24 protein-coding genes are annotated in these 24,007 nt (G+C 70.1%); 16 read left to right on the top strand and 8 right to left on the bottom strand.

What is annotated here, in order from left to right; genetic code table 11:
* Nucleotides 1-13 precede the first annotated feature (13 nt).
* The gene (locus ACWEVN_RS13520; protein ID WP_449687132.1) at nucleotides 14-1,012 is read right to left on the bottom strand and encodes a GlxA family transcriptional regulator; all 999 of its coding nucleotides are present in this window, start codon (nucleotides 1,010-1,012) and stop codon (nucleotides 14-16) included.
* 71 nt (nucleotides 1,013-1,083) lie between these two features.
* Here ACWEVN_RS13520 and ACWEVN_RS13525 point away from each other — a divergent pair, with 71 nt between their 5' ends.
* Nucleotides 1,084-1,860, top strand: coding sequence for an NAD(P)H-dependent oxidoreductase (locus ACWEVN_RS13525; protein WP_449687133.1), 777 nt, complete (start codon nucleotides 1,084-1,086; stop codon nucleotides 1,858-1,860).
* Between the two features lie 58 nt (nucleotides 1,861-1,918).
* Here the strand turns inward: ACWEVN_RS13525 and ACWEVN_RS13530 are convergent, their stop codons facing one another.
* Nucleotides 1,919-2,668, bottom strand: coding sequence for an SDR family NAD(P)-dependent oxidoreductase (locus tag ACWEVN_RS13530; RefSeq protein WP_452051415.1), 750 nt, complete (start codon nucleotides 2,666-2,668; stop codon nucleotides 1,919-1,921).
* Nucleotides 2,665-3,522, bottom strand: coding sequence for an NAD(P)-dependent oxidoreductase (locus tag ACWEVN_RS13535; protein ID WP_452051416.1), 858 nt, complete (start codon nucleotides 3,520-3,522; stop codon nucleotides 2,665-2,667). The genes ACWEVN_RS13530 and ACWEVN_RS13535 overlap by 4 nt, the downstream gene beginning before the upstream one ends.
* An 82-nt stretch (nucleotides 3,523-3,604) precedes the next feature.
* On the opposite strand from ACWEVN_RS13535, the gene ACWEVN_RS13540 reads away from it, so the two are divergent.
* The gene (locus tag ACWEVN_RS13540) at nucleotides 3,605-3,970 is read left to right on the top strand and encodes a winged helix-turn-helix transcriptional regulator (protein WP_452051417.1); all 366 of its coding nucleotides are present in this window, start codon (nucleotides 3,605-3,607) and stop codon (nucleotides 3,968-3,970) included.
* Here the strand turns inward: ACWEVN_RS13540 and ACWEVN_RS13545 are convergent.
* Complete coding sequence (locus tag ACWEVN_RS13545) at nucleotides 3,936-5,126, bottom strand: FAD-dependent monooxygenase (protein ID WP_452051418.1); 1,191 nt, start codon at nucleotides 5,124-5,126, stop codon at nucleotides 3,936-3,938. The genes ACWEVN_RS13540 and ACWEVN_RS13545 overlap by 35 nt on opposite strands.
* 73 nt (nucleotides 5,127-5,199) lie before the next feature.
* Here ACWEVN_RS13545 and ACWEVN_RS13550 point away from each other — a divergent pair, with 73 nt between their 5' ends.
* Both ACWEVN_RS13550 and ACWEVN_RS13555 read left to right on the top strand, forming a co-directional pair.
* Nucleotides 5,200-5,772 carry a TetR/AcrR family transcriptional regulator gene (locus ACWEVN_RS13550; protein WP_452051419.1) on the top strand — a complete coding sequence of 191 codons (573 nt, stop codon included), beginning with the start codon at nucleotides 5,200-5,202 and terminating at the stop codon, nucleotides 5,770-5,772.
* Nucleotides 5,773-6,049: 277 nt separating this feature from the next.
* A complete protein-coding gene (locus ACWEVN_RS13555; protein ID WP_449687139.1) occupies nucleotides 6,050-8,605 on the top strand; it encodes an ATP-binding protein in 2,556 nt (851 codons plus the stop codon).
* Here ACWEVN_RS13555 and ACWEVN_RS13560 read toward each other — a convergent pair.
* Entirely contained in the window at nucleotides 8,602-9,165 is a 564-nt protein-coding gene (locus tag ACWEVN_RS13560; RefSeq protein WP_452051420.1) for a flavodoxin family protein, read from the bottom strand. The genes ACWEVN_RS13555 and ACWEVN_RS13560 overlap by 4 nt on opposite strands.
* A 78-nt stretch (nucleotides 9,166-9,243) precedes the next feature.
* On the opposite strand from ACWEVN_RS13560, the gene ACWEVN_RS13565 reads away from it, so the two are divergent.
* From ACWEVN_RS13565 to ACWEVN_RS13590, 6 genes are all read left to right on the top strand, one after another.
* Nucleotides 9,244-9,660, top strand: a complete 417-nt coding sequence (locus ACWEVN_RS13565; RefSeq protein ID WP_449687141.1) for a MarR family winged helix-turn-helix transcriptional regulator — start codon at nucleotides 9,244-9,246, stop codon at nucleotides 9,658-9,660.
* Nucleotides 9,661-9,715: 55 nt separating this feature from the next.
* The gene (locus ACWEVN_RS13570) at nucleotides 9,716-10,513 is read left to right on the top strand and encodes an SRPBCC family protein (protein ID WP_452051421.1); all 798 of its coding nucleotides are present in this window, start codon (nucleotides 9,716-9,718) and stop codon (nucleotides 10,511-10,513) included.
* A gap of 34 nt (nucleotides 10,514-10,547) precedes the next feature.
* Nucleotides 10,548-11,654 carry a sensor histidine kinase gene (locus tag ACWEVN_RS13575; RefSeq protein ID WP_452051422.1) on the top strand — a complete coding sequence of 369 codons (1,107 nt, stop codon included), beginning with the start codon at nucleotides 10,548-10,550 and terminating at the stop codon, nucleotides 11,652-11,654.
* On the top strand, nucleotides 11,651-12,298 hold the full coding sequence (locus ACWEVN_RS13580; protein WP_452051423.1) for a response regulator: 648 nt from the start codon (nucleotides 11,651-11,653) through the stop codon (nucleotides 12,296-12,298). Before ACWEVN_RS13575 ends, ACWEVN_RS13580 begins: the two co-directional genes overlap by 4 nt.
* Nucleotides 12,299-12,362: 64 nt before the next feature.
* Complete coding sequence (locus tag ACWEVN_RS13585; protein WP_449687145.1) at nucleotides 12,363-14,000, top strand: acyl-CoA carboxylase subunit beta; 1,638 nt, start codon at nucleotides 12,363-12,365, stop codon at nucleotides 13,998-14,000.
* Nucleotides 13,997-14,221, top strand: coding sequence for an acyl-CoA carboxylase subunit epsilon (locus ACWEVN_RS13590; RefSeq protein ID WP_449687146.1), 225 nt, complete (start codon nucleotides 13,997-13,999; stop codon nucleotides 14,219-14,221). The genes ACWEVN_RS13585 and ACWEVN_RS13590 overlap by 4 nt, the downstream gene beginning before the upstream one ends.
* On the opposite strand, the gene ACWEVN_RS13595 is transcribed toward ACWEVN_RS13590, so the two are convergent.
* Both ACWEVN_RS13595 and ACWEVN_RS13600 read right to left on the bottom strand, forming a co-directional pair.
* Nucleotides 14,212-14,670 (bottom strand): MarR family winged helix-turn-helix transcriptional regulator, encoded by a 459-nt coding sequence (locus ACWEVN_RS13595; protein WP_452051424.1) that lies wholly within the window; start codon nucleotides 14,668-14,670, stop codon nucleotides 14,212-14,214. The genes ACWEVN_RS13590 and ACWEVN_RS13595 overlap by 10 nt on opposite strands.
* Nucleotides 14,671-14,674: 4 nt before the next feature.
* Nucleotides 14,675-15,565 (bottom strand): LLM class flavin-dependent oxidoreductase, encoded by an 891-nt coding sequence (locus ACWEVN_RS13600; RefSeq protein WP_452051425.1) that lies wholly within the window; start codon nucleotides 15,563-15,565, stop codon nucleotides 14,675-14,677.
* Nucleotides 15,566-15,889: 324 nt separating this feature from the next.
* On the opposite strand from ACWEVN_RS13600, the gene ACWEVN_RS13605 reads away from it, so the two are divergent.
* From ACWEVN_RS13605 to ACWEVN_RS13620, 4 genes are all read left to right on the top strand, one after another.
* Nucleotides 15,890-16,291, top strand: a complete 402-nt coding sequence (locus ACWEVN_RS13605; protein ID WP_452051426.1) for a hypothetical protein — start codon at nucleotides 15,890-15,892, stop codon at nucleotides 16,289-16,291.
* Complete coding sequence (locus ACWEVN_RS13610) at nucleotides 16,263-17,465, top strand: TROVE domain-containing protein (RefSeq protein WP_452051427.1); 1,203 nt, start codon at nucleotides 16,263-16,265, stop codon at nucleotides 17,463-17,465. Before ACWEVN_RS13605 ends, ACWEVN_RS13610 begins: the two co-directional genes overlap by 29 nt.
* Nucleotides 17,466-17,604: 139 nt before the next feature.
* The gene (locus ACWEVN_RS13615) at nucleotides 17,605-18,231 is read left to right on the top strand and encodes a PadR family transcriptional regulator (protein ID WP_452051431.1); all 627 of its coding nucleotides are present in this window, start codon (nucleotides 17,605-17,607) and stop codon (nucleotides 18,229-18,231) included.
* Entirely contained in the window at nucleotides 18,212-19,819 is a 1,608-nt protein-coding gene (locus ACWEVN_RS13620; protein WP_452051428.1) for a DHA2 family efflux MFS transporter permease subunit, read from the top strand. The genes ACWEVN_RS13615 and ACWEVN_RS13620 overlap by 20 nt, the downstream gene beginning before the upstream one ends.
* 70 nt (nucleotides 19,820-19,889) lie before the next feature.
* On the opposite strand, the gene ACWEVN_RS13625 is transcribed toward ACWEVN_RS13620, so the two are convergent.
* Nucleotides 19,890-21,734, bottom strand: coding sequence for a glycoside hydrolase family 3 protein (locus tag ACWEVN_RS13625; RefSeq protein WP_452051429.1), 1,845 nt, complete (start codon nucleotides 21,732-21,734; stop codon nucleotides 19,890-19,892).
* Nucleotides 21,735-21,853: 119 nt separating this feature from the next.
* On the opposite strand from ACWEVN_RS13625, the gene ACWEVN_RS13630 reads away from it, so the two are divergent.
* Both ACWEVN_RS13630 and ACWEVN_RS13635 read left to right on the top strand, forming a co-directional pair.
* Nucleotides 21,854-22,483 (top strand): Maf family protein, encoded by a 630-nt coding sequence (locus tag ACWEVN_RS13630; RefSeq protein WP_449687152.1) that lies wholly within the window; start codon nucleotides 21,854-21,856, stop codon nucleotides 22,481-22,483.
* 100 nt (nucleotides 22,484-22,583) lie between these two features.
* Nucleotides 22,584-23,936, top strand: a complete 1,353-nt coding sequence (locus ACWEVN_RS13635) for a dicarboxylate/amino acid:cation symporter (RefSeq protein WP_452051430.1) — start codon at nucleotides 22,584-22,586, stop codon at nucleotides 23,934-23,936.
* Nucleotides 23,937-24,007: the final 71 nt, after the last annotated feature.

Consider the following 24,007-nt stretch of genomic DNA (forward strand, 5'->3'; position numbering starts at 1 on the left):
AGCTAGCGAAAAATCAAGCGGTTTGAACAGCCAGTTCGCCGCGGAACGTCGAGCGGTACGCGCTCGGCGACACCCCGAGCGCCGCCTGGAAGTGCTGGCGCAGCGAGGCCGCCGTGCCGAATCCCGCTTCGGTGGCGACGCGGTCGACCGGGAGGTCCGTCTCCTCGAGGAGCTGGCGGGCGCGCTCGACGCGTTGCTGGGTCAGCCACTGCAGGGCCGAGATGCCGACCTCCTCGCGGAAGCGGCGGGTGAACGTGCGCGTGCTCATCGCCTCGCGGGCGGCGAGCTCGCGCAGGGTCAGCGGCCGGTGCAGGTTCTCCAGCGCCCAGGCGCGCGCCGCCTTGGTCGACGACGTGCGGGGCTCCGGCACCGGCCGCCGGACGAACTGGGCCTGGCCGCCTTCGCGGTGCGGGGAGACGACCGTGCCGCGGGCGACGTCGTTGGCCACCGCGGCGCCGTGGTCGCGGCGGATCATGTGCAGCACCAGGTCGATGCCGGCGGCAACGCCCGCCGAGGTCAGGACGTCGCCGTCATCGGTGTAGAGGACGCACGGGTCGACGTCGACCTCGGGGAAGCGCTCCTGCAGCTCCTCGGCGGAGCGCCAGTGGGTGGTGGCCCGGCGGCCGTCGAGCAGGCCGGCCGCGGCGAGCACGAACGCGCCGGTGCAGATGGACGCGATGCGCGAGTCCGCCGGGATGCGATCGAGGGCGGCCTTGAGCGGTGGGGTCAGCACGCGCGCCATCGGCTCGTACTCGGCCAGGGACGCCGGGACGATCACCGTGTCGGCCTCGGCCAGCACCTCGGGACCGCGGTCGACCGGGATGGCGACGTCCGCGTCGGTGCGGACGAGGCCGGGCTCGAGCGTGCAGGTCACGACCTCGTACAGCGGCTCCCCCGTCGCCGAGCGGGCCTGGCCGAACAGCCGGTGGACGATGCCGAGTTCCATCACGAGCATGCCGTGGCGGACCAGGACGGCGACGTGGTGGCGGTTCGGGTGCACGAATGCGGCCATGGCTCGATTCTTGCACATGTTGGCTATCAGGCCACTCGATCGAGCCGCGCGACGGCGTGATCATCGAGGACATGAACGTGTTGTGGGTATTCGCGCATCCCGAGCCGCGCTCGCTGAGCGGGGCCCTCCGCGACGACGGGCTCCGGACGCTCCAGGAGCTCGGGCACGACGTCCGGGAGTCGGATCTGTACGCGATGAAGTGGAACCCGGTGGTCGACGCGGCCGACTTCGGCGCCGAAGCCGGGGACGGCCGGCTGATCGTCGGGGCGACGTCGGCCCGGGCCCACGCGCACGGCGAACTGAGCGCGGATATCGTGGCCGAGCAGGACAAGCTGGAGTGGGCGGACGCGGTGATCGTGCAGTTCCCGCTGTGGTGGTACGGCCTGCCGGCCATCCTCAAGGGCTGGTTCGACCGCGTTTTCGTCAAGGGCTTCGGCTACGGCATCCGCGCCGAAGACGGCCGGACCCTGCGTTACGGCGAAGGCCGGCTCGCGGGCAAGCGCGCGATGGTGGTGCTCACCGCAGGTGCCCGCGAGCCGGCCATGGGGCCACGCGGAGTGAACGGCGCCCTGGACGAGGTCCTGTTCCCCCTCCAGCACGGGACGCTCTTCTACGCCGGGATGTCGGTGCTCCCCCCGGTGCCGGTCTACGGCGCCGACCGTGTGCCGGACGACGGGTTCGCCGAGGCACGGGACCGGCTGCGCAAACGCTTGCGGACGCTGGAAACCGCGGACCCGATCCCCTTCCGACCGCAGAACGGCGGCGACTACGACGAAGATCTGGTCCTCCGCCCCGACCGCGCCCCGGGAATCACCGGCCTGAGCGCCCACCTCACGCGGGCAAGGTGACGCACCGCCCGGCCGGACGCTCACGCGGGCAGGATGACCCACCGCCCGAAGCGGGCGCTCACGCGGGCAAGGTGAGCCGCTGCCCCAGCCCGCCGTCCACCGGGAGGTCGGCGCCCGTGGTGAACGTCGCCTCGAACGCCAGGAACAGCACCGCTGCCGCGACCTCCCCGACCGTTGCGTGGCGCTTCAGCGGCGTTGTCTCGTCGCCGATCGCCTTGAACTCCGCCAAGACCGCGTCCGGCACTCCCGTGACGCCCATCGTCGGCGTGTCCGTGTAGCCCGGGCTGACCACGTTCACGCGGATTCCCCGCGGGGCCAGCTCGGCCGCGTACGTGCGGGCGAAGGAACGCACCGCCGCCTTCGCCGCCGAATACAGCCCCATCCCCGCGATGCCCGCCTCGGCCGCGACCGACGTCGTGAACACGAACGACCCGCCGGGCCGGACCAGCGGGGCCAGCCTGCGGGCCGTGAAATACGCGCCCTTGGTATTCACGTCGAACGTCCGGTCGTAGAGCTCCGGTGTCGCGTCCTCGTACGGCGTCAGCGTCGAGAACCCCACGTTGACGAACACCAGGTCCAGCTCGCCGAGCCGGTCCTCGGCCACCGCACCCAGCTCGGCGACGTCGGCCAGGCGCGCCGCGTCCGAGGACAGCAGGTGCGCCTTGCCCGGCAGCTTCCCTTCCAGCGGCGTCACGTCTCGGCCGGTCAGCAGGACTTCCGCGCCGCCGTCGAGGAGGGCGCGGACCACCGCCAGCCCCATTCCGTGCGTGCCGCCGGTGACGACCGCCTTCTTCCCCAGGTACTTCACCGGATCTCCTCGATGACGCTGGCGATCGCGTGCGCACCGTGGCCCGCCGCGACCGCTCGGTCGAACAACTCCTGCAACACCGCCGGCACCGCCGTGTCGATGCCCTGCGCGCGGCTCGTCTCGACCAGCAGGGCGAGTCCGGCCGCGTTGATGTCCAGCGCGGACACGTCGGTCGCGTAGTCACCGCTCGCGACCTGCTCGCCGATGCCCGGCAGGAACCCGCCGACCGCCGACTGCCACGCCGCGGCCATCGGCGCGAACTGCGCCGGCGTGACGCCCTCCGTCCCGACCAGCGCCAGCGCTTGCAGGTAACCCGCCATCGTCGACCACATCATGCCCAGGAGCGCCAGGTCGTACAGCGCCGCCAGCCCGGCGTCCTCGCCGAGGAACACCGGTGTCCCCAGTACTTCCAGCACGTCGCGCTGCGCCGTGAACGCCGGTTCCGAGCCGCCGTAGAGGAGCTGCGCCGCCGGTGTCCCGATGCCCTGCGGGACGGCCATGATCACGCCGTCGACGTAGCCGATGCCTTCGGACGCGGCCCACTTCGCGGCGCCGCGCGCTTGCTCCGGCGTCCCGGACGTGAGGTTGACCAGCGTCCGGCCGGCGAGGTCGGCCGCCTCGAGCACCGGCTGCTGAGTGTCGTATGTGGACAGACAGCTGAGGACGACGTCCGCCGACGCCGCTTCCGCCGGAGTGGCCGCGAGGCGGGCACCGCGGTCGAGCAGCGGTCCCGCCTTGAGCGGCGACCGGTTCCACACCGAGACGTCGTGTCCCGCCCCCAAGAGCGCCCCGGCGAGGGCGGCGCCCATCCGCCCCAGGCCGAGCACGCCCACGCGTTTCTTGCTTTCTCCCATGGATTCCATGCTGCGGGCGCGCTTTACACTGGACAAGTACCGACTAATAAGTCAGGTACCCACCAAAACGTAAGGATCCTGCATGCTGGCGAGAAGCTACCGCTGCGGACTGGACGCGGCCGTCGACGTCATCGGCGGCCGGTGGAAGGCCCTCATCCTCTGGGCGCTGCACGCCGAGCCGCTGCGGTTCGGCGAGCTGAAGCGGAAGGTGGCGGGGATCAGCGAGAAGATGCTGATCCAGGCGCTGCGGGAACTGGAGGCGGACGAGATCGTGCACCGCGAGGTGTTCCACGAGATCCCGCCGAAGGTCGAATACTCGCTGACCGAACTGGGTCAGCGGCTGAACACGGCGTTGCTGCCGCTGGGCGACTGGGGCGAGGAGAACATGGCCGGCATCGCGAAACGCCGCGGCGTCACGCCGGCGCCACCGCATACGGCTTCAGCGTGATCGCGTTGCCCGCCTTGAGCGGCAGCTCTTCGATCAGCTTGCGCCACGGCAGGTACGGCAGCAGCCGGTAGTTCAGGTTGCGGAACCGCAGCCAGCCGCGGGTTGGCGGGACGAACCACTTCCCGTTGCCCTCGGCCAGTTTCTGGCACGCGTCGACGAAGCCGCGCATCTCGCGGGTGTAGGCGCCGAACGCCGTCGCGTGGTCGCCGCCGGCGGCCGCGAGCTCGCCCGCGAGCACGTACGCGCCGACGATCGCCAGGCTCGTCCCCATCCCCGAGAGCGGCGCGGCGCAGTACGCGGCGTCGCCGACCAGCGCGACGCGCCCGCGGGCGTACGAGTCCAGCTTGATCTGGCTCGCCGAGTCGAAGTAGAAGTCCGGCGCCTCCCGCATGGCCTTCAGCAGCGCCGGCGTCTCCCAGCCGACGTCGCGGAACGTCTTCTCGACGATCCGGCGCTGCTGCTCGACGTCGCGGTGGTCGTAGTCCAGCTCCTCGGAGCCGAACCAGAACAACGCCTTGGCCTCGGTGTTGTCCAGCGCGCTGTAGACGCCGACCGTCCGGTTCGGCTCGTTGTAGAACCGGCCGACGCGGTCGAGGCCGAGGTGGTTCGGCACGGTGAAGATCGAGACGTAGTAACCGAGGTCGTGGCGGAAGCCGGCCTCGTCGCCGAAGGCCAGCGACCGCACGTTCGAGTGCAGCCCGTCGGCCCCGATCACCAGGTCGAATTCGCGCGGCTCGCCGTGGGCGAAGGTGACCGTGACGCCGTCGCCGTGCTCGGTGAGGCCGGTGATCGAGTCGCCGAAGACGTACTCGACGCCGTCGCGCGTCGCGTCGTACAGGATGCGCGCGAGGTCGCCGCGCAGGACTTCGAGCTCGCCGCTCTGGTACGTCGCGGGCGTGACCACCAGCGGCCGGTCGTCACTGTCCACATAGGTCACATCGCCCATCCGGGTCGCGGCCGCTTCGACCGCTTCCAGCAGGCCCATGCGTTCGAGAACCCGCAGGGACGCGCCGCGGAAGTCGACCGCATAGCCGCCGTCGCGCAGTTCCGGAGCGCGTTCGACGACCGTCGGGAGGAAGCCGTGGCGGCGGAGCCAGAAGGCCAGGGCGGGGCCGGCGACGCTCGCGCCGGAGATGAGGACTCGTCTGTTCTGCATGCCAAGAACGGTAACCCGTATTTGAGCGATCGCGCAAGGCGTTCGCCTAAGACGTTCGTGCTAGGCTCCGGGCATGGGCAACAAGGAGTCACTGCTGGCCGGCGCGAAGCGCTGCCTGTACGAGAAGGGCTACGCCCGCACGACGGTGCGGGACCTGGCCTCGGCGGCGAACGTGAGCATGGCGGCCATCGGCTACCACTTCGGTTCACGCGAAGCGCTGCTCAACACCGCGCTGATCGAGGCGAACGAGGAGTGGGGCGAAACGCTGGCGAAGACGCTGCAAGTGGAGACGCCGCCGGGCGCGTCGCCGGCCGAGCGGTTCGCGCTGATCTGGCAGCGGGTGATCGAGTCGTTCGGCGAGCACCGCCGCATGTGGGCGGTCAGCTTCGAGGCGTACTCGCAGCCGGACCTCGACGAGAACGTCCGCACCCAGCTGGCGGACGCGCTCGAGCAGGCTCGCCACGGCCTGGCGAACCTCTTCCAGGGCCTCGACGACGAGAGCGCCGAAGCCCGGGCCGTCGGCACGGTGCACCAGGCCCTGCTGTCGGGCGTGATGCTCCAGTGGCTGATCGACCCGGGCCACGCCCCCTCGGGCGCCAACCTGGTGAGCGGCCTGCGCCTGATCGCGAAGGAAGTCCTGCCCTAGGTGGTGACCAGGGCCGGGGAGCGAAGATTAATCCGGCGTACGACAAGAAGCCGACAGCGAGCCAGGTACCAGCCGTCCGGATGGCCCTTTCTCTTTACACCGCCACATTGGGACCCTTGGTGGGTTTCACCCGATTAGCGCGCGGGGAGGGGCCGAGATTGTGAATGGTCGCGGTTTGCGGCACCACTTGATAGTCGTGGCGGACGTCGAAGGCTTCGGAGATCCTCGGCGAACGGGTCCACATTTACAAGCTGTGCGGGACGGCCTCCATTCGATCATGCAGGCGACCTTCGCTGCGACCGAGATTCGTTGGGAGGACAGTTATCGCGAGGTGAGCGGAGACGCGGTGTGCGCACTCGTGCCGGCCGAGGCGGACAAGGCGGCGTTCCTGGAGGCAGCGTTGCCTGCACTGGTCACGCGCCTGCGGGTACACAACGACAACCATCCCGAGGCGCAGCGGATCCGGCTGCGAATGGCCCTGCACGCCGGCGAGGTCGGCTACGACGCGCACGGTGTCACCTCAACGTCGTTGATCATGACGTTCCGGCTTTGCGACGCACCCGCGTTGAAGGCGGCATTGGCCGCATCTCCCGGCGTTCTGGCGGTGATCGCATCCGATCGGTTGTTCGACGACGTCGTCCGGCACGTGCCCGCGGCAGCACCCGTGACCTGGCACCCGGTCACCGTCGAGGTCAAGGAAGTCAACACACGGGGCTGGGTCACGCTCCCCGACCACCCATATCTTTTCGAGCCGGCCGTGCCGGCCAGTCCTGCTGTCTCGTCGGCCGTACCAGCGCACGTCAGCTCACCCGAGGTGCCACGGCAATTGCCCGCGGTCGTCCGGGACTTCACCGGCCGAGCCGACCACTTAGCGGCCCTCGATGCACTGATTCCTTCCGACCCCGCCGAGCAGGCGACGCCGTCGGTCGTGATCACCGCGGTCGACGGCGCCGGCGGCATCGGCAAGACCACCCTCGCTCTGCACTGGGCGCATCGCGTCCAAGACCGCTTTCCCGACGGCACGCTGCATGTCAACCTGCGCGGATACGGACCCGGTACCCCCGCCACGACGTCCGACGCGCTGAGCGGGTTTTTGCGTGCCCTCGGCGTCGCTGCCAGCGCAATTCCCACTGACGTCGATGCGCAGGCCGCACTGCTGCGCTCACTGACCGCGGGCAAACGGCTGTTGTTCATCTTGGACAACGCCCACAGCGCCGAGCAGGTCCGCCCCATGCTGCCCGGCGCCCCGGGCTGCATGGTCGTGGTGACCAGCCGCGACAGTCTCACCGGTCTCGTCGTTACCGACGCCGCCCACCGCCTCACTCTCGACCTGCTCACCCCGCTCGAAGCTCACGAACTGGTCACCGGCATCATCGGCGCCGACCGCGTCAGCTCCGAATCCGACGCCACCCACGAGCTGGTCCGGCTATGTGCCCGGCTGCCGTTGGCCCTGCGTATCGCCGCCAGCCGAATCGCCGCCCATTCGCACCTCGCCGTCGCCGATGTCGTCGCCGAATTGACCGACGACAACACCCGGCTGGACATCCTCAGCGAAGCTTCGGACGAGCGATCCGCGATTCGTGCGGTCTTCGACTGGTCATACCGGCGCCTGCCCACTCTGCAAGCCCGCTTGTTCCGGAGACTCGGGCTGCACCCCGGCCCTGACCTGTGCCTGGCTGCCGCTGCAGCACTTGCCGAGCTGCCACCCATCGAGGTCCGACCGATGCTCGCCGCGTTGGCGAGCGCACACTTGATCGAACTCGCCCCCGGTGGCCGCTACCGGTTCCACGACCTGCTGCGCGCGTACTCAGCCGACCAAGCCCGCCGGCACGACACCCTCGGCAGCCGCACCCTGGCCATCGAATCCTTGCTGACTTGGTACACCCACACCACCTACACAGTCGACAACCAGGTTCACCCCTATTACACGCGGATGCCTGCGGTGGTGGCCGAACCAGCTTACCCCCGGCTGCTCACCGATTTCGACGAAGCATGGGCGTGGCTCACCACCGAACGCGCCAACATCCTCGCCGTTCTTCAGCACGCAGCGAGCCAACGGCTCGACCACCACACCATTCCGCTTGCCCACGCCACCCGTTTTCTCGCCTCCGTTGGCAGCCCCGGCGACCGCCTCGAGGCCGCTCGCATCGGCGTAGCCGCGGCTCACCGCGTCGGCAATCCTGTTCAGGAGGCGCATCTCCTGCTCAGCTGCGCGGACATCGCTGCCCGGCTGGGCCGGTGGGATCAGGCCGTCGCCGACCTCGACCGCGCGGCGATTCTGATCGATGAACTCGACGACGGGGAACTGCGAGTTGCTCTACCGAACGAACGCGGACTGTTGTTCCGTTATCAGGAGCGATTCGAGGAGGCGGCAAGATGTTTCGATTCGGCGCTGCCGCTGACTCGGGGAATCGACACCGGTCGCTGGGAAGCAGTGGTGGAAGGCAATCTCAGCTCCGCGTACACCGGACTCGGCGACTACCGGCGTGCACTCGCACATGGTGAGCACGACCTGCGTATCCGCCGACGAATCGGCGACGTCGAAGGCGAATCTGCGGCGTTGACGAAGTTGGCACGCGCCTGGAGCGGCCTGGGTGACTTCGAGAAAGCGAATTCTCTGTGCCTGGAGGCGATCACCCTGGGGCGCGGCAGCCCCCGCAATCGCGACATGACCGTCGCCGAGCCGTTGGAAGTCCTCGCGGGCGGCCTGCACCACCTCGGCCGCACCAGCGAGGCCATCGAACGCTGGCAACAGGCCGCCACGCTGTACGACGAGACCGGCTTCCTCAACAGAGCAGCCGACGTACGCCGGCGCCTCGGTTCGTTCGACTAGGTGGTGACCAGGGCCGCGCCGGCGAAGAACGTCCGCGCGGCCGTCGTCGCGTCTTCGTCCAGGAGTACGTCGCCCGGGCGGCTGCCGTTGCCGAGCAGCACCCCGCCCCAGTCCATGCCCAGGTACTCCGCGCACAGTTCAAGCGTGCCGATCAGCGGCTGGGCCTCGCGCGCCGTCTCGCTCAGCACGCTCACGCCCCACAGTGCCTTGCCGCGCATCCGCGGCTTGAACTCGACCGGCAGCCGCATCCAGCCCGACCAGTAGTCCAGGTAGAGCTTCACGCTCGCCGCGACCGAGTACCAGTACACCGGCGACACCATCACGATGTCCGTCGCGGCGAAAGTCGCGTCCATCAGCAACTGCTCGTTCTCGCCGGGCTCCGGGTGCGCACCGGCGCCGTGGCGGCGGTCCTCGAACGGCGGCAGCGGCACCTCCGGCAGCCGGATCCACCGCTGCTCGACGTCCTTGGGCAGCTCCTTGGCCGCCAGCCGGGCCAGCATTTCGGTGTTGCCCCCGGCCCGCGCGGCGCCCACCAGGAACAGGAAGCTGCGATCGCTCATGTCAGCCCTCTCGATGTACTTGCATGTACATATAAATACTGTCCCTGGACTATCCTGGCGTCAAGAGGAGGCCGGAAGATGACCGTCGACGAGCAGGCCTGGGGCCGCGTTCTCGTGTTGCACGCCCGGATCGAGCAGGAACTCGCCAAAGCCCTGCAGCGGCGCCACGGGCTCGGCCTGTCCGAGTACCGCGCGCTCGGCAAGCTCGTCGCGGGTCCGCGGGGCGGCCTGCGCATGCAGGAGCTCGCCGACGCGATCGGCCTCAACCAGAGCTCGGTCAGCCGGATGTGCGCGCGCCTCGAAGACGCCGGCCTGACCATCCGCGACCTGTGCGAAGACGACCGCCGCGGCGTCTACTCGGTGATCACCGACGCCGGCCGCAAGCGCTACTCCGAGACCGAGCCGACGTACTGCGCGGTGCTGCGGACCGCGCTCGACAAGGCCGCGAGCGACCCGGACCTCGCCGCCGCCGTCTCCGCCGTCCGCGGCGCTTGACCCTGCATATTCCTCAGTGGTTATATACCGGCACAGGCAACCCACGGGAGGAAGCGTGTCCGGACGAGCAAGGCTGCAGACCGACGGCGAGCGCCCGGTGCTCCGGCTGGAACGCCGCCTGAAGCACGCGCCCGAGAAGGTCTGGCACGCCATCACCGACCCGGCGGAGCTGGAACACTGGTTCCCGGCGAAGGTCGACGTCGAGCTGCGGGCCGGTGGCGCGATCCGGTTCACCTTCCCCGGCGAGGACAGCACGACGACCGGGCGGGTGGTCACCGCCGACCCGCCGCGCGAGTTCACCTTCGTCTGGAACGACGACACCCTGCGCTGGCTGATCACCGCCGACGGCGACGGCAGCCTCCTGGAGTTCACGCACACCTTCGGCCGCGGCGACCCGGCGATCGCCAAGCTGGCCGGGGGCCGCACCGCCGCCGGCTGGGACGTCTGCCTCGACGCCCTCGCCGCGCGCCTGGCCGGGCAGGACTTCGAGCAGCCGCAGGAGTGGCACGGGCGGATGGTGTCCTATGTGGAGGAATTCGGCCTGGACGACGGCGAACTCCTCGCGGACGGCACGATCCGCTTCCGCCGCGACCTCGGCTGGAAACCCGAGGCCGAACTCCGGCCGCTGCTGCCGGACGAACCCGGCTGGCGCCTGGTCCACGACCCGCTCGAAGGCAACCGGGTCGAGTTCACCGAAGCGGCGGGCGACGACGTCCCGGCGCAGCTGGCCCGGCGGCACGAGCAACTCGACAAGCTGTTCGCCGCCACCCACGGCGTCACCCTGCCGGATTGGCCGCCCGAGCGCGTCGAAGCCGTGAAGAAGCACTACGCGGAGCATCCGACCCAAGGTTGACGCGCGGCCGGAAAGTCCGCATTACGGTCGGTTCATGCGCATTCGCGTCGTCCTGGACGTCTTGGCCGTCCTCCTGCTGACCCTGGGGGCCGGCGGCAACCTCGCCGCCGGCGCGTGGTCGCTGCCGCCGTGGCTGCCCGCTTGGCTCGGCTGGACCATCCTCGTGCTGAGCGTCGGGCCGATCGTGCTGCGGCGCTGGTGGCCGCGCCCGGCCTACATCCTCTCGCTGGTGATGACCGCGGCGGCGGTGCCGATCGGCGGGCCGGTGCTGGCGATCGCCGTCGTGTCGGCCGGCTGCGCGCTCTACACGTTCGTGGTGGCCCGCGGCAGCCGCGCCTCGCGGATCGGGCTGGCGGCCGGGCTCCTCGGGATCGGCCTGGTCGGTGTGGCGGTGCCGAACCCGAGCACGGCGACGACGGTGAACTTCGGGGCGTCGGCGCTGATCGTCGGCTTCGCTCTCGGCATCGCGGTCCACGGCCGCCGCGAGTACGCCGCTATCGAGCGGGAAAACCACGCGCGGGAAGCGGTTTCGGCGGAGCGGCTGCGGATCGCCCGGGAAATGCACGACGTCGTCGCGCACAGCATGAGCTTGATCGCGGTGAAGGCGGCGGTCGGCAACCACGTCGCGCTCGAACAACCCGACCAGGCCCGCGACGCGCTGCGCGTCATCGAAGACACCAGCCGCGAAACGCTGGCGGAGCTGCGGCGCATGCTCGGCGTGCTGCGCGACGGCACCGGCGTCCCGGCACTGGCGCCCGCCCCGTCGCTCGACGACCTGCGGGCGCTCACCGAACGCGCGCAGCAGGCCGGTCCCGCCGTCGACCTGGTCATCGACGGCCTCACCGAGCTGCCGAGCGGAGTCGGCCAGTCGGTGTACCGGATCGTGCAGGAGGCCCTGACCAACGTGGTCAAGCACGCGGGCGCATCGACGTGCCGGATCCACATCACCGGCGGCGACGGCGAAGTACGCATCGAGGTCCTCGACGACGGCCGCGGCGGCTCCGCGACCCCGGGCCACGGCTTGATCGGGATGCGGGAGCGCGTCGCGGTGTACGACGGCGAATTCTCCGCGGCACCGGCCGAAACCGGCTTCCGCGTCTTCGCGCGGCTGCCCTACGAAGAGAAGGTGGCGGCCCGATGACCCGCGTCCTCATCGCCGACGACCAGGCGCTGCTGCGCGGAAGCTTCCGGGTCCTGGTCGACAGCGCACCGGGCCTCGAGGTGGTCGCCGAAGCCTCCGACGGCGCCGAAGCGGTGGCCCTGACCAGAGTCGAGCGGCCGGACGTCGTGCTGATGGACGTCCGCATGCCGGAGATGGACGGCATCGAGGCCACCCGCCGCATCTGCGCAGAGAGCGACGTCCGGGTGCTGATGCTGACGACGTTCGACCTGGACGAGTACGTCTATTCGGCACTGCGCGCCGGAGCGAGCGGCTTCCTCCTGAAGGACACCCGCCCGGCGGACCTCCTGGCGGCGATCGAGGTCGTAGCTTCCGGCGACGCCCTGCTGGCCCCCTCGGTCACGCGCCGCCTGGTGGCGGAGTTCGCCAGGCTCCCCTCGGGCCCGGTGACCCGCCTGGACGGCGTGACGGCCCGCGAGCAGGAGGTGCTGACGCTGATCGCGCGCGGGTTGTCGAACGACGAGATCGCGGCCCGCCTGCACCTCGGGATAGCCACGGTGAAAACCCACATCGGCCGGTTGCTGCACAAGCTCGCGGCGCGCGACCGGGCCCAGCTGGTGATCGCAGCCTACGAGTCGGGCCTGGTGAGGCCCACGACGTCCTGACCGCACCGGAGACGTTGCCTACGCCACACGCGAAGTGACCGACAAGTAGTTAAGCTCCCGTGGCATGAGCAGTGCGACGGAGCCGCTCGGGACGCCGCCCGAGGACGAACCGGACATCCACACCACGGCCGGCAAGCTGGCCGACCTGTACCGCCGGTACGACGAGGCGGTGCACGCGGGCTCGGCCCGCGCGGTGGAGAAACAGCACGCCAAGGGCAAGAAGACCGCTCGCGAACGCATCGAGCTGCTGCTCGACGAGAACTCCTTCGTCGAGCTCGACGAGCTGGCCCGGCACCGCTCGACCAACTTCGGCCAGGAGAAGAACCGCCCGTACGGCGACGGCGTCGTGACCGGCTACGGCACCGTCGACGGCCGCCCGGTCTGCGTCTTCAGCCAGGACGTGACCGTCTTCGGCGGCAGCCTCGGCGAGGTCTACGGCGAGAAGATCGTCAAGGTGATGGACCTGGCGATCAAGACCGGCCGGCCGATCATCGGCATCAACGAAGGCGGCGGCGCGCGCATCCAGGAGGGTGTCGTCTCGCTCGGCCTGTACGGCGAGATCTTCAACCGGAACGTCAAGGCGTCCGGCGTCATCCCGCAGATCTCGCTGATCATGGGCGCGAACGCGGGCGGGCACGTCTACTCCCCCGCGCTCACCGACTTCATCGTGATGGTCGACGAGACGTCGCAGATGTTCATCACCGGCCCGGACGTCGTCAAGACGGTCACCGGCGAGGACGTCACCTTCGAGGAGCTCGGCGGCGGCCGCACCCACAACACGAAGTCCGGCGTCGCGCACTACCTCGGTTCCGACGACGAGGACGCCATCGCCTACGTCAAGGAACTGCTCTCCTACCTGCCGCAGAACAACCTGTCGGACGCGCCGGTGTTCGAGCCGCCCGCCGACCGGCCCGGGTTCTTCGACGACGTCACCGACGCCGACCGCGAGCTCGACACGATCATCCCGGACTCGCCGAACACCCCGTACGACATGCACGAGGTGATCACCCGCGTCGTCGACGACGGCGACTTCCTCGAGGTCCACGAGCTGTTCGCGCCGAACATCATCGTCGGCTTCGGCCGCGTCGACGGCCACAGCGTCGGCGTGGTGGCCAACCAGCCGACGCAGTTCGCCGGCTGCCTCGACATCGACGCGTCCGAGAAGGCCGCGCGGTTCGTCCGCACCTGCGACGCGTTCAACATCCCGGTGCTCACCTTCGTCGACGTCCCGGGCTTCCTCCCGGGCACCGACCAGGAGTGGAACGGCATCATCCGCCGCGGCGCGAAGCTGATCTACGCCTACGCGGAGGCCACGGTCCCGCTGGTCACGATCATCACGCGCAAGGCGTACGGCGGCGCGTACGACGTCATGGGCTCCAAGCACCTCGGCGCCGACATCAACCTGGCCTGGCCGACCGCGCAGGTCGCGGTGATGGGCGCCCAGGGCGCGGCGAACATCGTCCACCGCAAGACCCTCGCGAAGGCGGCTGCCGAAGGACAGGACGTCGACGCCCTGCGCGCCGAGCTGATCCAGGAGTACGAGGACACGCTGCTGAACCCGTACGCGGCGGCCGAGCGCGGGTACGTCGACTCGGTCATCGTGCCGGCGCACACGCGCGGCCACGTCGCGCGGGCGCTGTCCCTGCTGCGGAACAAGCGGGAATCGCTGCCGCCCAAGAAGCACGGGAACATCCCGCTGTGAGCGAGGAAAAGCAGCGCCCCCTGCTGAGGGTGGTCCGCGGAAACCCGACCGACGCCGAGTTGGCGGCGCTGACGGCGATCATCGCCGCGGCGTCGGTGGCGAAGGCGCCGGAGAAGCCGAAGCCGCGTACGTCGTGGTGGGGCGATCGCGCTGCTTCGCTGCGCCGGCCGCTCCACCCCGGCGAAGGTGCTTGGCGCGCTTCGGGTCTGCCTCAGGGCTGAAGGGCGTCGAGGAAGACCGTCGGGGCTTCGTTGTCCCGCACGATCGCCCCCAGCAACGCCGCGAGCCGGTCGCGGTCCGGGGTGCTCAGGCCCGCGGCCAGCTCGTCGACCCGGCGGCACGTCGCCGCGTAGAAGTCCTCCGCGAGCTCGCTGCCTTCGGCGGTCAGGAGGACCTGGACGGCCCGGCGATCGTCCGGGTCGGGTTCGCGGCGGACGAGCCCGCGCTTGACCGCCCGGTCGACCAGGCCGGTGAGGCTGGACTTTTCGAGGCCGAGCGTGGCGCCCAGGTCGCCCATGCCGTACGGGCGGCCCATCAGCACGCAGAGCAGCTGCCCCTGCTGCACGGTGAGCCCGTACTCGCGGGCGGACTCGGCGTAGACCGCGTTCACCAGGAACGACGCCCGCACGAGCCCGGCCACCACCCCGAGGTCCGCCCCGCTCTTCCCCATCCGATCAGCCTACGGCTTCCCGCACCGCGGGCACGATTTCCTCGGCCCACCGCGCGGCGGCGACGGCGTCCGGCGTGCTGCCGCCGGGCCCGAAGAGCACGAACCCGGCGGCGCCGTGCTCCAGCACCGCGCCGGTGAGCTCCTCGATCCACTGCGCGGGCGAGCCGCCGATCCAGCGTCCGTCGTCGGTGCGGGTCCTGGCCAGCGGCTCGGCGGTGATGCGCCCGGGGAAGTTGTAGACGGTGACGACCTCGCCGGGATCCCGCCCGGCGTCCACGGCGGCCTTGTCGATCAGCGGCCGCGAGGTCCGGTACCGCTCGCTGAGCCAGTCGGCGGCGTGCCCGGGCATCCACCCGTCGGCCACCCGCCCGGTGACGGCGAGGGACTTCGGCCCGACGGACCCGGTCCACACCGGCGGCATCGCTTCGGCGGCCGGTTCCAGATCGGTGACCTGGTGGAACTCGCCGTCGAAGGTGACCGGCGCACCACCCCCGCCGAGCAGCTTCACCAGCCGGATTCCTTCTTCGAAGGCGCGGACGGCCTGCCCGGGCGTCAGTTTGGTGAAGCCGAGCCGCGCGATGTCGTCCCACAACCCGCCGACCCCCATGCCGAGCACGATCCGCCCGCCGGTCAACGCGGACAGGCTCGTGATGGTGCGGGCGAGCATCGCCGCCGGCCGCGTCGGCAGGTTGGTGACGCTGACCAGCCCGGAGATCCGTTCGGTTTTCCCCAGCAGGACGCCGAGTTCGGCGTACGCGTCGAGCCGATCGGCGTGGTACGGGTGATCGGAGACGGTGATGAGGTCGAGCCCGCCCTGGTCGGCTTGGACGGCCAGTTCGAGGGTGCCGCGGACGGCGGTGACCGCGGTGGACACGCCGATGCCGAAGTGCGTCATGATTCCTCCCAGTTAGTTCGCACTACGAACATAGCATACATAGTTCTTAGTACGAACTAGTTGACTTCCGGCCGGTTCGGGACCCGGCCGGAAAACCGGTCGTCCCGCCGCCGATCGCTTGCTACCTTGGCTGCACGAGGAGCCACGGCGACACCGATGCCCGGTGCGCAGGCGAGGGTTACTTCCACTCTTAATGGGCAGGTCGGGGGTTCGAATCCCTCCCGGACCACCACCCGGTCCGGTAGCTCAGCGGCCTAGAGCAGCTACGTACCTTCACCGACTTCGATCTCGGGCATCGCCGTGGCCCCCGCACCAGGGGGAGAAATGAGCAAGTTCAACACCGCACGCGCGCCCGCCGCGACCTCTCCGGTCCGCGGCGAGGCCACGCCGTCCACCGTCACGCACCAGGGTGGTGCCGGGTACGCGCGCGACACCAAGTCCGAGCTCTTCCTGCTCGCCGTCACCAACATGGTCGGCGAGCACGCCTTCTACGAGTCCGCGGGCACGCGCGACACCCGGTACGCCGAGCTGGTCCGAAGTCCACACTGGACGATCCACAGTGGACAGCCCGGTTCCTGCGCTGGCTGCGCACCGGCGCGCACCTGCGGACGGCGTCGCTCGTCGGTGCCGCCGAGTTCGCCAAGGCGCGGCGGGACGCCGGCCTCGACGGGCACTCGGCCGCCAGGTCGTCGCCGACGTGCTGCAGCGGGCCGACGAGCCCGGTGAGCTGCTCGCCTACTGGACGTCCGTGCACGGCCGCGCCCTTCCGAAGCCGGTCAAGCGCGGTGTTGCCGATGCCGCGGCGAAGCTCTACGACGAGCGGGCGTTCGTCAAGTGGGACTCCGCGGCGCGCGCGTTCCGGTTCGCCGACGTCCTCGAGCTGACCCACCCGGCCGGCGGGGGTGCGCTGTTCAAGCACATCCTCGACGAGCGGCACGACCGCGGCAACGCGATCCCGGACGCCCTCACCACCCTCCGCGCCCGCGCCGAGCTCATGAGCTGGGCCGTCGCCGATCGCCGGAAGCTCTTCGACCGGCCGGACGCGGCGGACGTGCTCCGCGCCGCGGGCATGACGTGGGAGTCCGTCGCCGGGTGGCTGCAGGGTCCGCTGGACGCGCGCGTCTGGGAGGCGCTGATCCCGTCGATGGGCTACACGGCTCTCCTCCGGAACCTCCGCAACTTCGACGAGGCCGGCGTCTCGGACGACGTCGCGCAGCGGGTGGCCAAGCGGCTCGCGAGCCCGGTGCAGGTCGCGAAGTCGCGGCAGCTGCCCATGCGGTTCCTCGCGGCCTACCGAGCGGCGCCGTCGCCGCGGTGGGCGTGGGCGCTCGAGCGGGCGATCGCGCACGCGCTGGCCAACGTGCCCGAGCTGGGTGGCCGGACGCTCGTCCTCGTCGACACGTCGGCGTCGATGAACGACCGGTTCAGCAAGGACGGCAGCCTGATGCGGTGGGACGCGGCCGCGGTCTTCGGCCTGGCGCTCGCGCGGCGCTGCGCGAAGGCCGACGTCGTCTCGTTCTCCGACGGCTCCTGGGACCACCGCCAGGGCACCAAGGTGTTCAAGCTGAGCCGGGGCGGGTCGCTGCTGGGTGACGTCGGACGCTGGAAGGCCGGCGGGTACTTCATCGGCGCAGGCACCGACACGGTGGGCGCGGTGCACAAGCACTTCGCGAACCACGACCGCGTCGTGATCCTCACCGACGAGCAGGCCGCGTACGGCGACGTCGGGCAGGCGCTGCCGACGCACGTGCCGCTGTACACCTGGAACCTCGCCGGTTACCAGGCCGGACACGCGCCGTCCGGCGGCGGCCGGCGGCACACCTTCGGCGGCCTGACCGACCAGGGCTTCCGGATGATCCCGCTGCTCGAACGAGGCCGCAGAGCCGACTGGCCGTTCTGAGAAGCAGCGTGAAGGCCCCCATGCCGTCGTCATGGGGGCCTTCACGGTGTGTACGGACCGTCACAGGAATGACCGTGGACCACTCGCTATCCCGCGTCGTATAGTCCACGTGGAATAACCGATGGGGAGGGACCACGTCATGGCCTCGGCCAAGCTGACACCGCTCGGCATCGCCGTACTGGAACTGCTCCACGAGGGGCCGATGCACCCGTACGAGATGGCCACGCTCATGCGCGAGCGGTACGTCGACACCCGGGTCAACGTGAAGGCGGGTTCGCTCTACCACACCGTGGAACGGCTGCACCGCAGCGGTTTCATCGAGGTCGTCGACACCCAGCGCGACGGCAGGCGGCCCGAACGGACCGTCTACGGCATGACGCAGACCGGGCTCGACGAGTTCAACCAGCGCGGCCGCGAACTCCTGGGGGACGTGGCCACGGAGTTCCCCGCCTACCTGTCCGGGCTCGCCGTGATCGACGAACTGGGGCGCGAAGCGTCGCTCGCCGAGCTCGAAACCCGGCTCATGCGGCTGCGTGCCGCGGTGGCCTCCGACCGGGCCGTGCAGCAGCGGCTCACCGACAACCAGGTGCCGGAGATCTACTGGCTCGACTGGCGCTACCAGTGCGACCACCGGCTGTTCGAACTCGAGTGGACCGAACGCCTCGCCGAGGACCTGCGCTCCGGGCGGATCCCGTTCCAGGACCACCAACCACCCAAGCTCACGCTCATCACCAGGGAAGACGACGATGAACGCAAGACAAGCTAACCCGTGGGCCGCGCTCGGCGCGCTGTGCCTCGGCTTCTTCATGATCCTGATCGACACGACCATCGTGTCGATCGCGATCCCGACCATGCTCAACAAGCTGGGCGCCGGGCTGAACTCGATCGTCTGGGTGATCAGCGTCTACCTGCTCACCTACGCCGTGCCGATGCTGTTCACCAGCCGGCTCGGTGACCGGTTCGGCCCGAAGCGCGTGTTCCTCGCCGGGCTGATCGTGTTCACCGGCGCGTCGCTGTGGTGCGGCCTGTCCGGCAACGTCGAGATGCTGATCGCCGCGCGGGCCGTGCAGGGGCTCGGTGCCGCGCTGATGACGCCGCAGACGCTGGCGTTCATCACGCACCTGTTCCCGCCGGCCAAGCGCGGCCCGGCGATGGGCATGTGGGGCGGCGTCGCCGGGCTGGCGACGATCGCCGGCCCGCTGCTCGGCGGCGTGCTGGTCGACCACCTCGGCTGGGAGTGGATCTTCTTCGTCAACGTGCCGATCGGCGCGATCGCCGTCGTGCTCACCGTGCTGCTGGTGCCGGACTGGCAGCCGAAGCACGCGCACTCGTTCGACGTGCTGGGGATCGTGCTCTCGAGCGCGGCGCTGCTGTGCATCGTGTTCGGCGTCCAGAACGGGCAGCAGTACGACTGGGGTACGGTCTTCGGCGGCATCACGGTCTTCGAGATCATCGGCGCCGGCGTGGTGCTGCTCATCGCCTTCCTGGTGTGGCAGCGGTTCAACAAGCGGGAGCCGCTGCTGCCGCTGCAGGTGTTCTCGAACCGGAACTTCTCGGCCGGGACGCTCACCGCGACCACCGTCGGCTTCGCGATGACCGGCATGTTCCTGCCGCTGGTCATCTACATCCAGTCGGTGCTCGGGCTGACCCCGACCATGGGCGGCCTGCTCACCGCGCCGATGTCGCTGCTGTCCGGGATCATCGCGCCGTTCGTCGGGCGCGCGTCGGACAAGGTGAACGGCAAGTACCTGGTGATGTTCGGCCTGGCGGCGCTCGCGGCCGGGCTCGGCGTCATCGCGCTGCAGGCGACGCCGGACAGCAACCCGTGGTCGTTCGTGCCGGCGCTGCTGGTGTGCGGGCTCGGCATCGGCTGCATCTTCTCGCCGATGAGCAACCTGACGATGGGCTCGGTCGAGCCGCGGCTGGCCGGGACCGCGTCCGGCATCTTCAACACCGCCCGCCAGGTCGGCGGCGTGCTCGGGAGCGCGGCGATCGGCGTGCTGCTGCAGGCGCGGATCAGCGCGTCCATCGCGGACGAGGCCACCAAGGCGGCCGCGCAGCTGCCGGAGCAGTACCGGGCGCCGTTCGCCGAGGGGATCGCGCACGCGGCGGCGAGCACCGGGGAGTTCGGCTCGGCCGGCGGTCCGTCGCCGATGCCGGGGCTGCCCGCGGAGATCGCCGCGCAGGCGGGAAAGCTGGCGACCGAGGCCGTCCACAGTGGACTTACCGACGCCGCCCGCGTGACGATGCTGCTGCCGATGGGTGTGCTGCTGCTCGGCGTGCTCTCCGCGGCGGTGCTGCAGCGGGTCAAGCCGCGCTGGGAAACCCCGGTGCCCGAAGCGGCCGCGGCGTAGGAACCGTGCAGACCCCCGTTCCGGTGTCGGGTACCGGAGCGGGGGCCTGCACGGACCGCGGGAGCGGTGGCTAGCGGCGGTACGACAGGCCGGACCCGTACGGGAACAGGCCCTGCTTGCCGTCACCGGTGTTGATCGGTTCCTGCGACGAGCTCGCCGGCCAGGTGAAGCTCAGCTTCCCGGTCGGGTTGTAGTCGCCGTAGAGCACGTCCGCGACGCCGGCGCCTTCCGAGCCCGGCAGCCAGGCCGCCACCAGGCCCTTCATCGACGGCAGCTGCGCCGCGATGTCCAGCGGCCGCCCGGACACGGTCACCACGACCAGCGGGACGCCCGAGGCCTTCAGCTTGCCGATGAGCGCGACGTCTTCGGCGTCGAGGCCGAGGCCGCCGGGCCGGTCTCCCTGCCCTTCGGCGTACGGCGTTTCGCCCACCACGGCGACCGCGACCTTGTAACCGGAGTTGATTCCGCTACCCGCACGGTCATAGGTCACCACCGTGCCTTTCCCGGCACCGGCCTTGATGCCGTCGAGGATCGTCGTGCCCGGGATCACCCGGGTGCCGCTCTGGCCCTGCCAGCTCAGCGTCCAGCCGCCCGCTTGGTTCCCCAGGTCGTTGGCGTTCTTGCCGGCCACGAAGATCCGGTTGTCCTGCTTGGCCAGCGGCAGCACACCGTCGTTCTTCAGCAGCACCTGCGACTCGCGTGCCGCCTGCCGCGCCACGGCGTGGTGGGCCGCGCTGCCGAAGTCCGCCTGCAGCGAGCGGTCGGTGTACGGGCGCTCGAAGAGGCCCAGTTCGAACTTCTTCGTGAGGATCCGCCGGTTGGCGTCGTCGATGCGGGACATCGGGACGTGCCCGTTGAGGACTTCCGCCTTGAGCGTGCTGATGAACTTGAGGTAGTCGTTCGGGACCATGACCATGTCGATCCCGGCGTTGACGGCCTGGCTGACCTCGGCCGCGGTGAACCCGGTCCGGCCGTCGATCTGGTCGATGCCGTTCCAGTCGGAGATCACGTACCCGGAGAAGCCCAGCTCCGTCTTGAGCAGGTCGGTGACGAGGAACTCGTTGCCGTGGTCCTTGACGCCGTTCCAGCTGTTGAAGCTGATCATGACCGAGCCGACGCCGTGGGCGATCGCGGCCTGGAACGGCGGCAGGTGGATCCTCCGCAGCTCGTCCAGGCTGATCTGGGTGTTGCCCTGGTCGACGCCGCCGGTGGTGCCGCCGTCGCCGATGAAGTGCTTGGCGGTGGCCATGATCGACGTCGTGGCACCGAGCGAAGAACCCTGCAGGCCTTCGATGACGACGGAGTTCGCGACGGCGTTGTCGGGAACCTCGCCGAAGGACTCGTACGTGCGGCCCCAGCGGTCGTCGCGGGCGACGCACAGGCACGGCGCGAAGCCCCACTTGACGCCCGTGGCGGCGGATTCCTGCGCGGTGATCGCGCCGATCTGCCTGACAAGCTGCGGGTCGTTCGCGGCGCCGAGGCCGATGTTGTGCGGGAAGATCGTGGCGCCGGCGGCGTTGTTGTGGCCGTGCACGGTGTCGGAGCCGTAGACGATCGGGATGCCGAGGCCGGTCGAGGTCGCCGCCCGCTGGTAGGCGTCGACCATGTCCGCCCACCCGGCCGGGGTGTTCGGCGACGGCGTCGAACCGCCGCCGGAGAGGATGGACCCGAGCCGGGCGGCGGCGGACTGGGCGGGCGACGCGGCCCCGCGCTCGCCCTCGGTCATCTGCCCGACCTTGTCGTCGAGCGTCATCCGCGCCATCAGGTCCGTGACGCGGTCGGCCACCGAGGCGCGGGAGTCCTTGTAGAGCGGTGTCACGGAGGCGGAAGCCATCGGGACGAGAGCCGTGCCCGCGAGGAGGAGACCGGCCAGCGCAAGGGGTCGCAAAGATCTCGTGGTGCGGAGGAGCGGCATGTGTTCCCTCCGTGACGTTCCGTCGATCCATAAGTTGCGAGCCAAAACAAATTAACTCCCCAGTGACGTGACGCCGGTCACAATTCGGTCACGACCGCCTGGTCAAGTAAGTTTCAGACGTGCAGTTCGTCCTCGCCTCCCAGTCCCCCGCCCGTCTCGCCCTCCTGCGCTCCGCGGGCCTCGATCCCGCCGTGTTCGTCTCCGGCGTCGACGAGGACGCGGTCGCCGCCTCGCTGACCGATCCGTCCCCGTCCGAGCTGGTCCAGGCCCTCGCGACGGCCAAGGCCGAGGCGGTCATCGACCAGGTCGCCGCGGCGCACCCGGACGCCGTCGTCGTCGCCTGCGATTCGATGCTTTCGATCCACGGGCAGATGGTCGGCAAGCCCGGTGCGCCGGACGTCGCCCGCACCCGCTGGGCCGCGATGGCGGGAACATCCGGTGAACTCCTCACCGGGCACGCGGTCGTCCGGCTCGACGGCGGGACGCGCGCGAAGGAGGCCGCGGGCTGGGAATCGACCACCGTCCGGTTCGGCACGCCGAGCGAGCACGAGATCGACGCCTACGTCGCCAGCGGCGAGCCGCTCAACGTGGCCGGCGGCTTCACGATCGACGGCCGGGGCGGCTGGTTCGTCGAAGGGCTCGAAGGCGGCCACACGAGCGTGATCGGGATCAGCCTGCCGCTGACGCGCCGGCTGCTGGCCGAGGTCGGCGTGAGTGTCGTGGATCTCTGGCAGCCTCCCGCATCCTGAGAAAGGCACCACACCTTCGGGTGATCCGGAAGAGTCCTTCCTTGCCTAACGTTCTCTTCACCCGGCAAGACTGGAAACTTTCGAGCACCGGAGTCGCCCCGTGTCTTTCGTACGGACATACACCAAGCCGCGGGTGTTCGCGGCCGCGGTTCTCGGCTCGCTCGTCGTCGGCGCCCTGCTGGGCGTCGTCGCGCGGCAGACCGAGGCCGGCTGGCTGACCGATCTCCTCGACCAGATCGGCACCATCTTCACCACGCTGCTGCAGATCGCGGTGATCCCGCTGGTCTTCACGGCGATCGTGGTCGGCATCAACAGCCTCCGCAAGCTCGGTGGCGGCCGCACCGCCGCGCGCCTCGGCGGCAAGACGGTGCTGTGGTTCGCGATCACGTCGTTCATCGCGTCGCTGATCGGCATCGCGGTCGGCCGGCTCTTCAATCCCGGCTCCGGCGGGCTCGGCGGTGTCGAGGCGACGGCCAAGAACGCCGACAAGGCGGCGCAGAGCGTCGACCACTGGGGCTCGTGGAGCGCTTTCGTGAACGGGCTGCTGCCCGAGAACTTCGTGAAAGCGTTTGCCGACGGCGAGACGCTGCAGGTGCTGTTCCTCGCCCTGGTCATCGGTGCCGCCGCCTACAGCCTCGGGGACAAGGCGAAGCCGTTCGTGGACTTCACGACCAGCGTGTTCGAGATCATCCAGCGCTACCTCGGCTGGATCGTCCGGCTCGCCCCGATCGGCATCATCGGCCTGATCGGCGCGGCGGTGTCGAACTACGGCGACGCGCTGTTCCGGCCGCTGTTCTCCACCACGCTCGCGGTGTACGTCGGCTGCCTGCTCGTGCTGTTCGTCGTCTACCCGATCCTGCTGCAGTTCGTGGCGAAGGTCAGCCCGCTGAAGTTCTTCTCCAAGGCGGGCACGGCGATCCAGTTCGCGTTCGCTTCGCAGTCTTCGGCCGCGACGCTGCCGCTGACCCGCCAGTCCGCGGTCAACCTCGGCGTCCAGCCGGCGTACGCGGCCTTCGCGACCCCGCTCGGCAGCGCGACCAAGATGGACGGCTGCGCGGCGGTGTTCCCGGCAATCGCGGCGATCTTCGTCGCCAACCTGGCCGGGGTGTCGCTGAACTTCTGGCAGTACGCCGGCATCGTCGTGGTGGCCGTGGTCGGCGCGCTGGCGACGGCCGGGACCACCGGCTGGCTGACGGCGTTCACGCTGACGACGTCGTTCATCGGCCTCGACGCCAAGCAGGTCGCGCTGGGCCTGGCCCTGATCTACTCGGTCAACCCGATCATGGACATGATGCGCACGGCGACGAACGTGGCCGGCCAGATCGTGGTCCCGACGATCGTGGCGCGCAGCGAAGGCCTCCTCGACGACGAGGTCCTCAACGCCCCGACCGACCGTCCCGAGCACAGCGACGACGGCACCTCGGCCCGCCACACCGAGCCCGCCCCCGCCTGACCCAAGCGCCCCAATGTGGCGTTGGTTGCGTCCAACGCACCCAATGTGGCGTTCGGTGCGTCCAACGCACC

It is taken from the genome of Amycolatopsis sp. NPDC003861 (assembly GCF_053605405.1).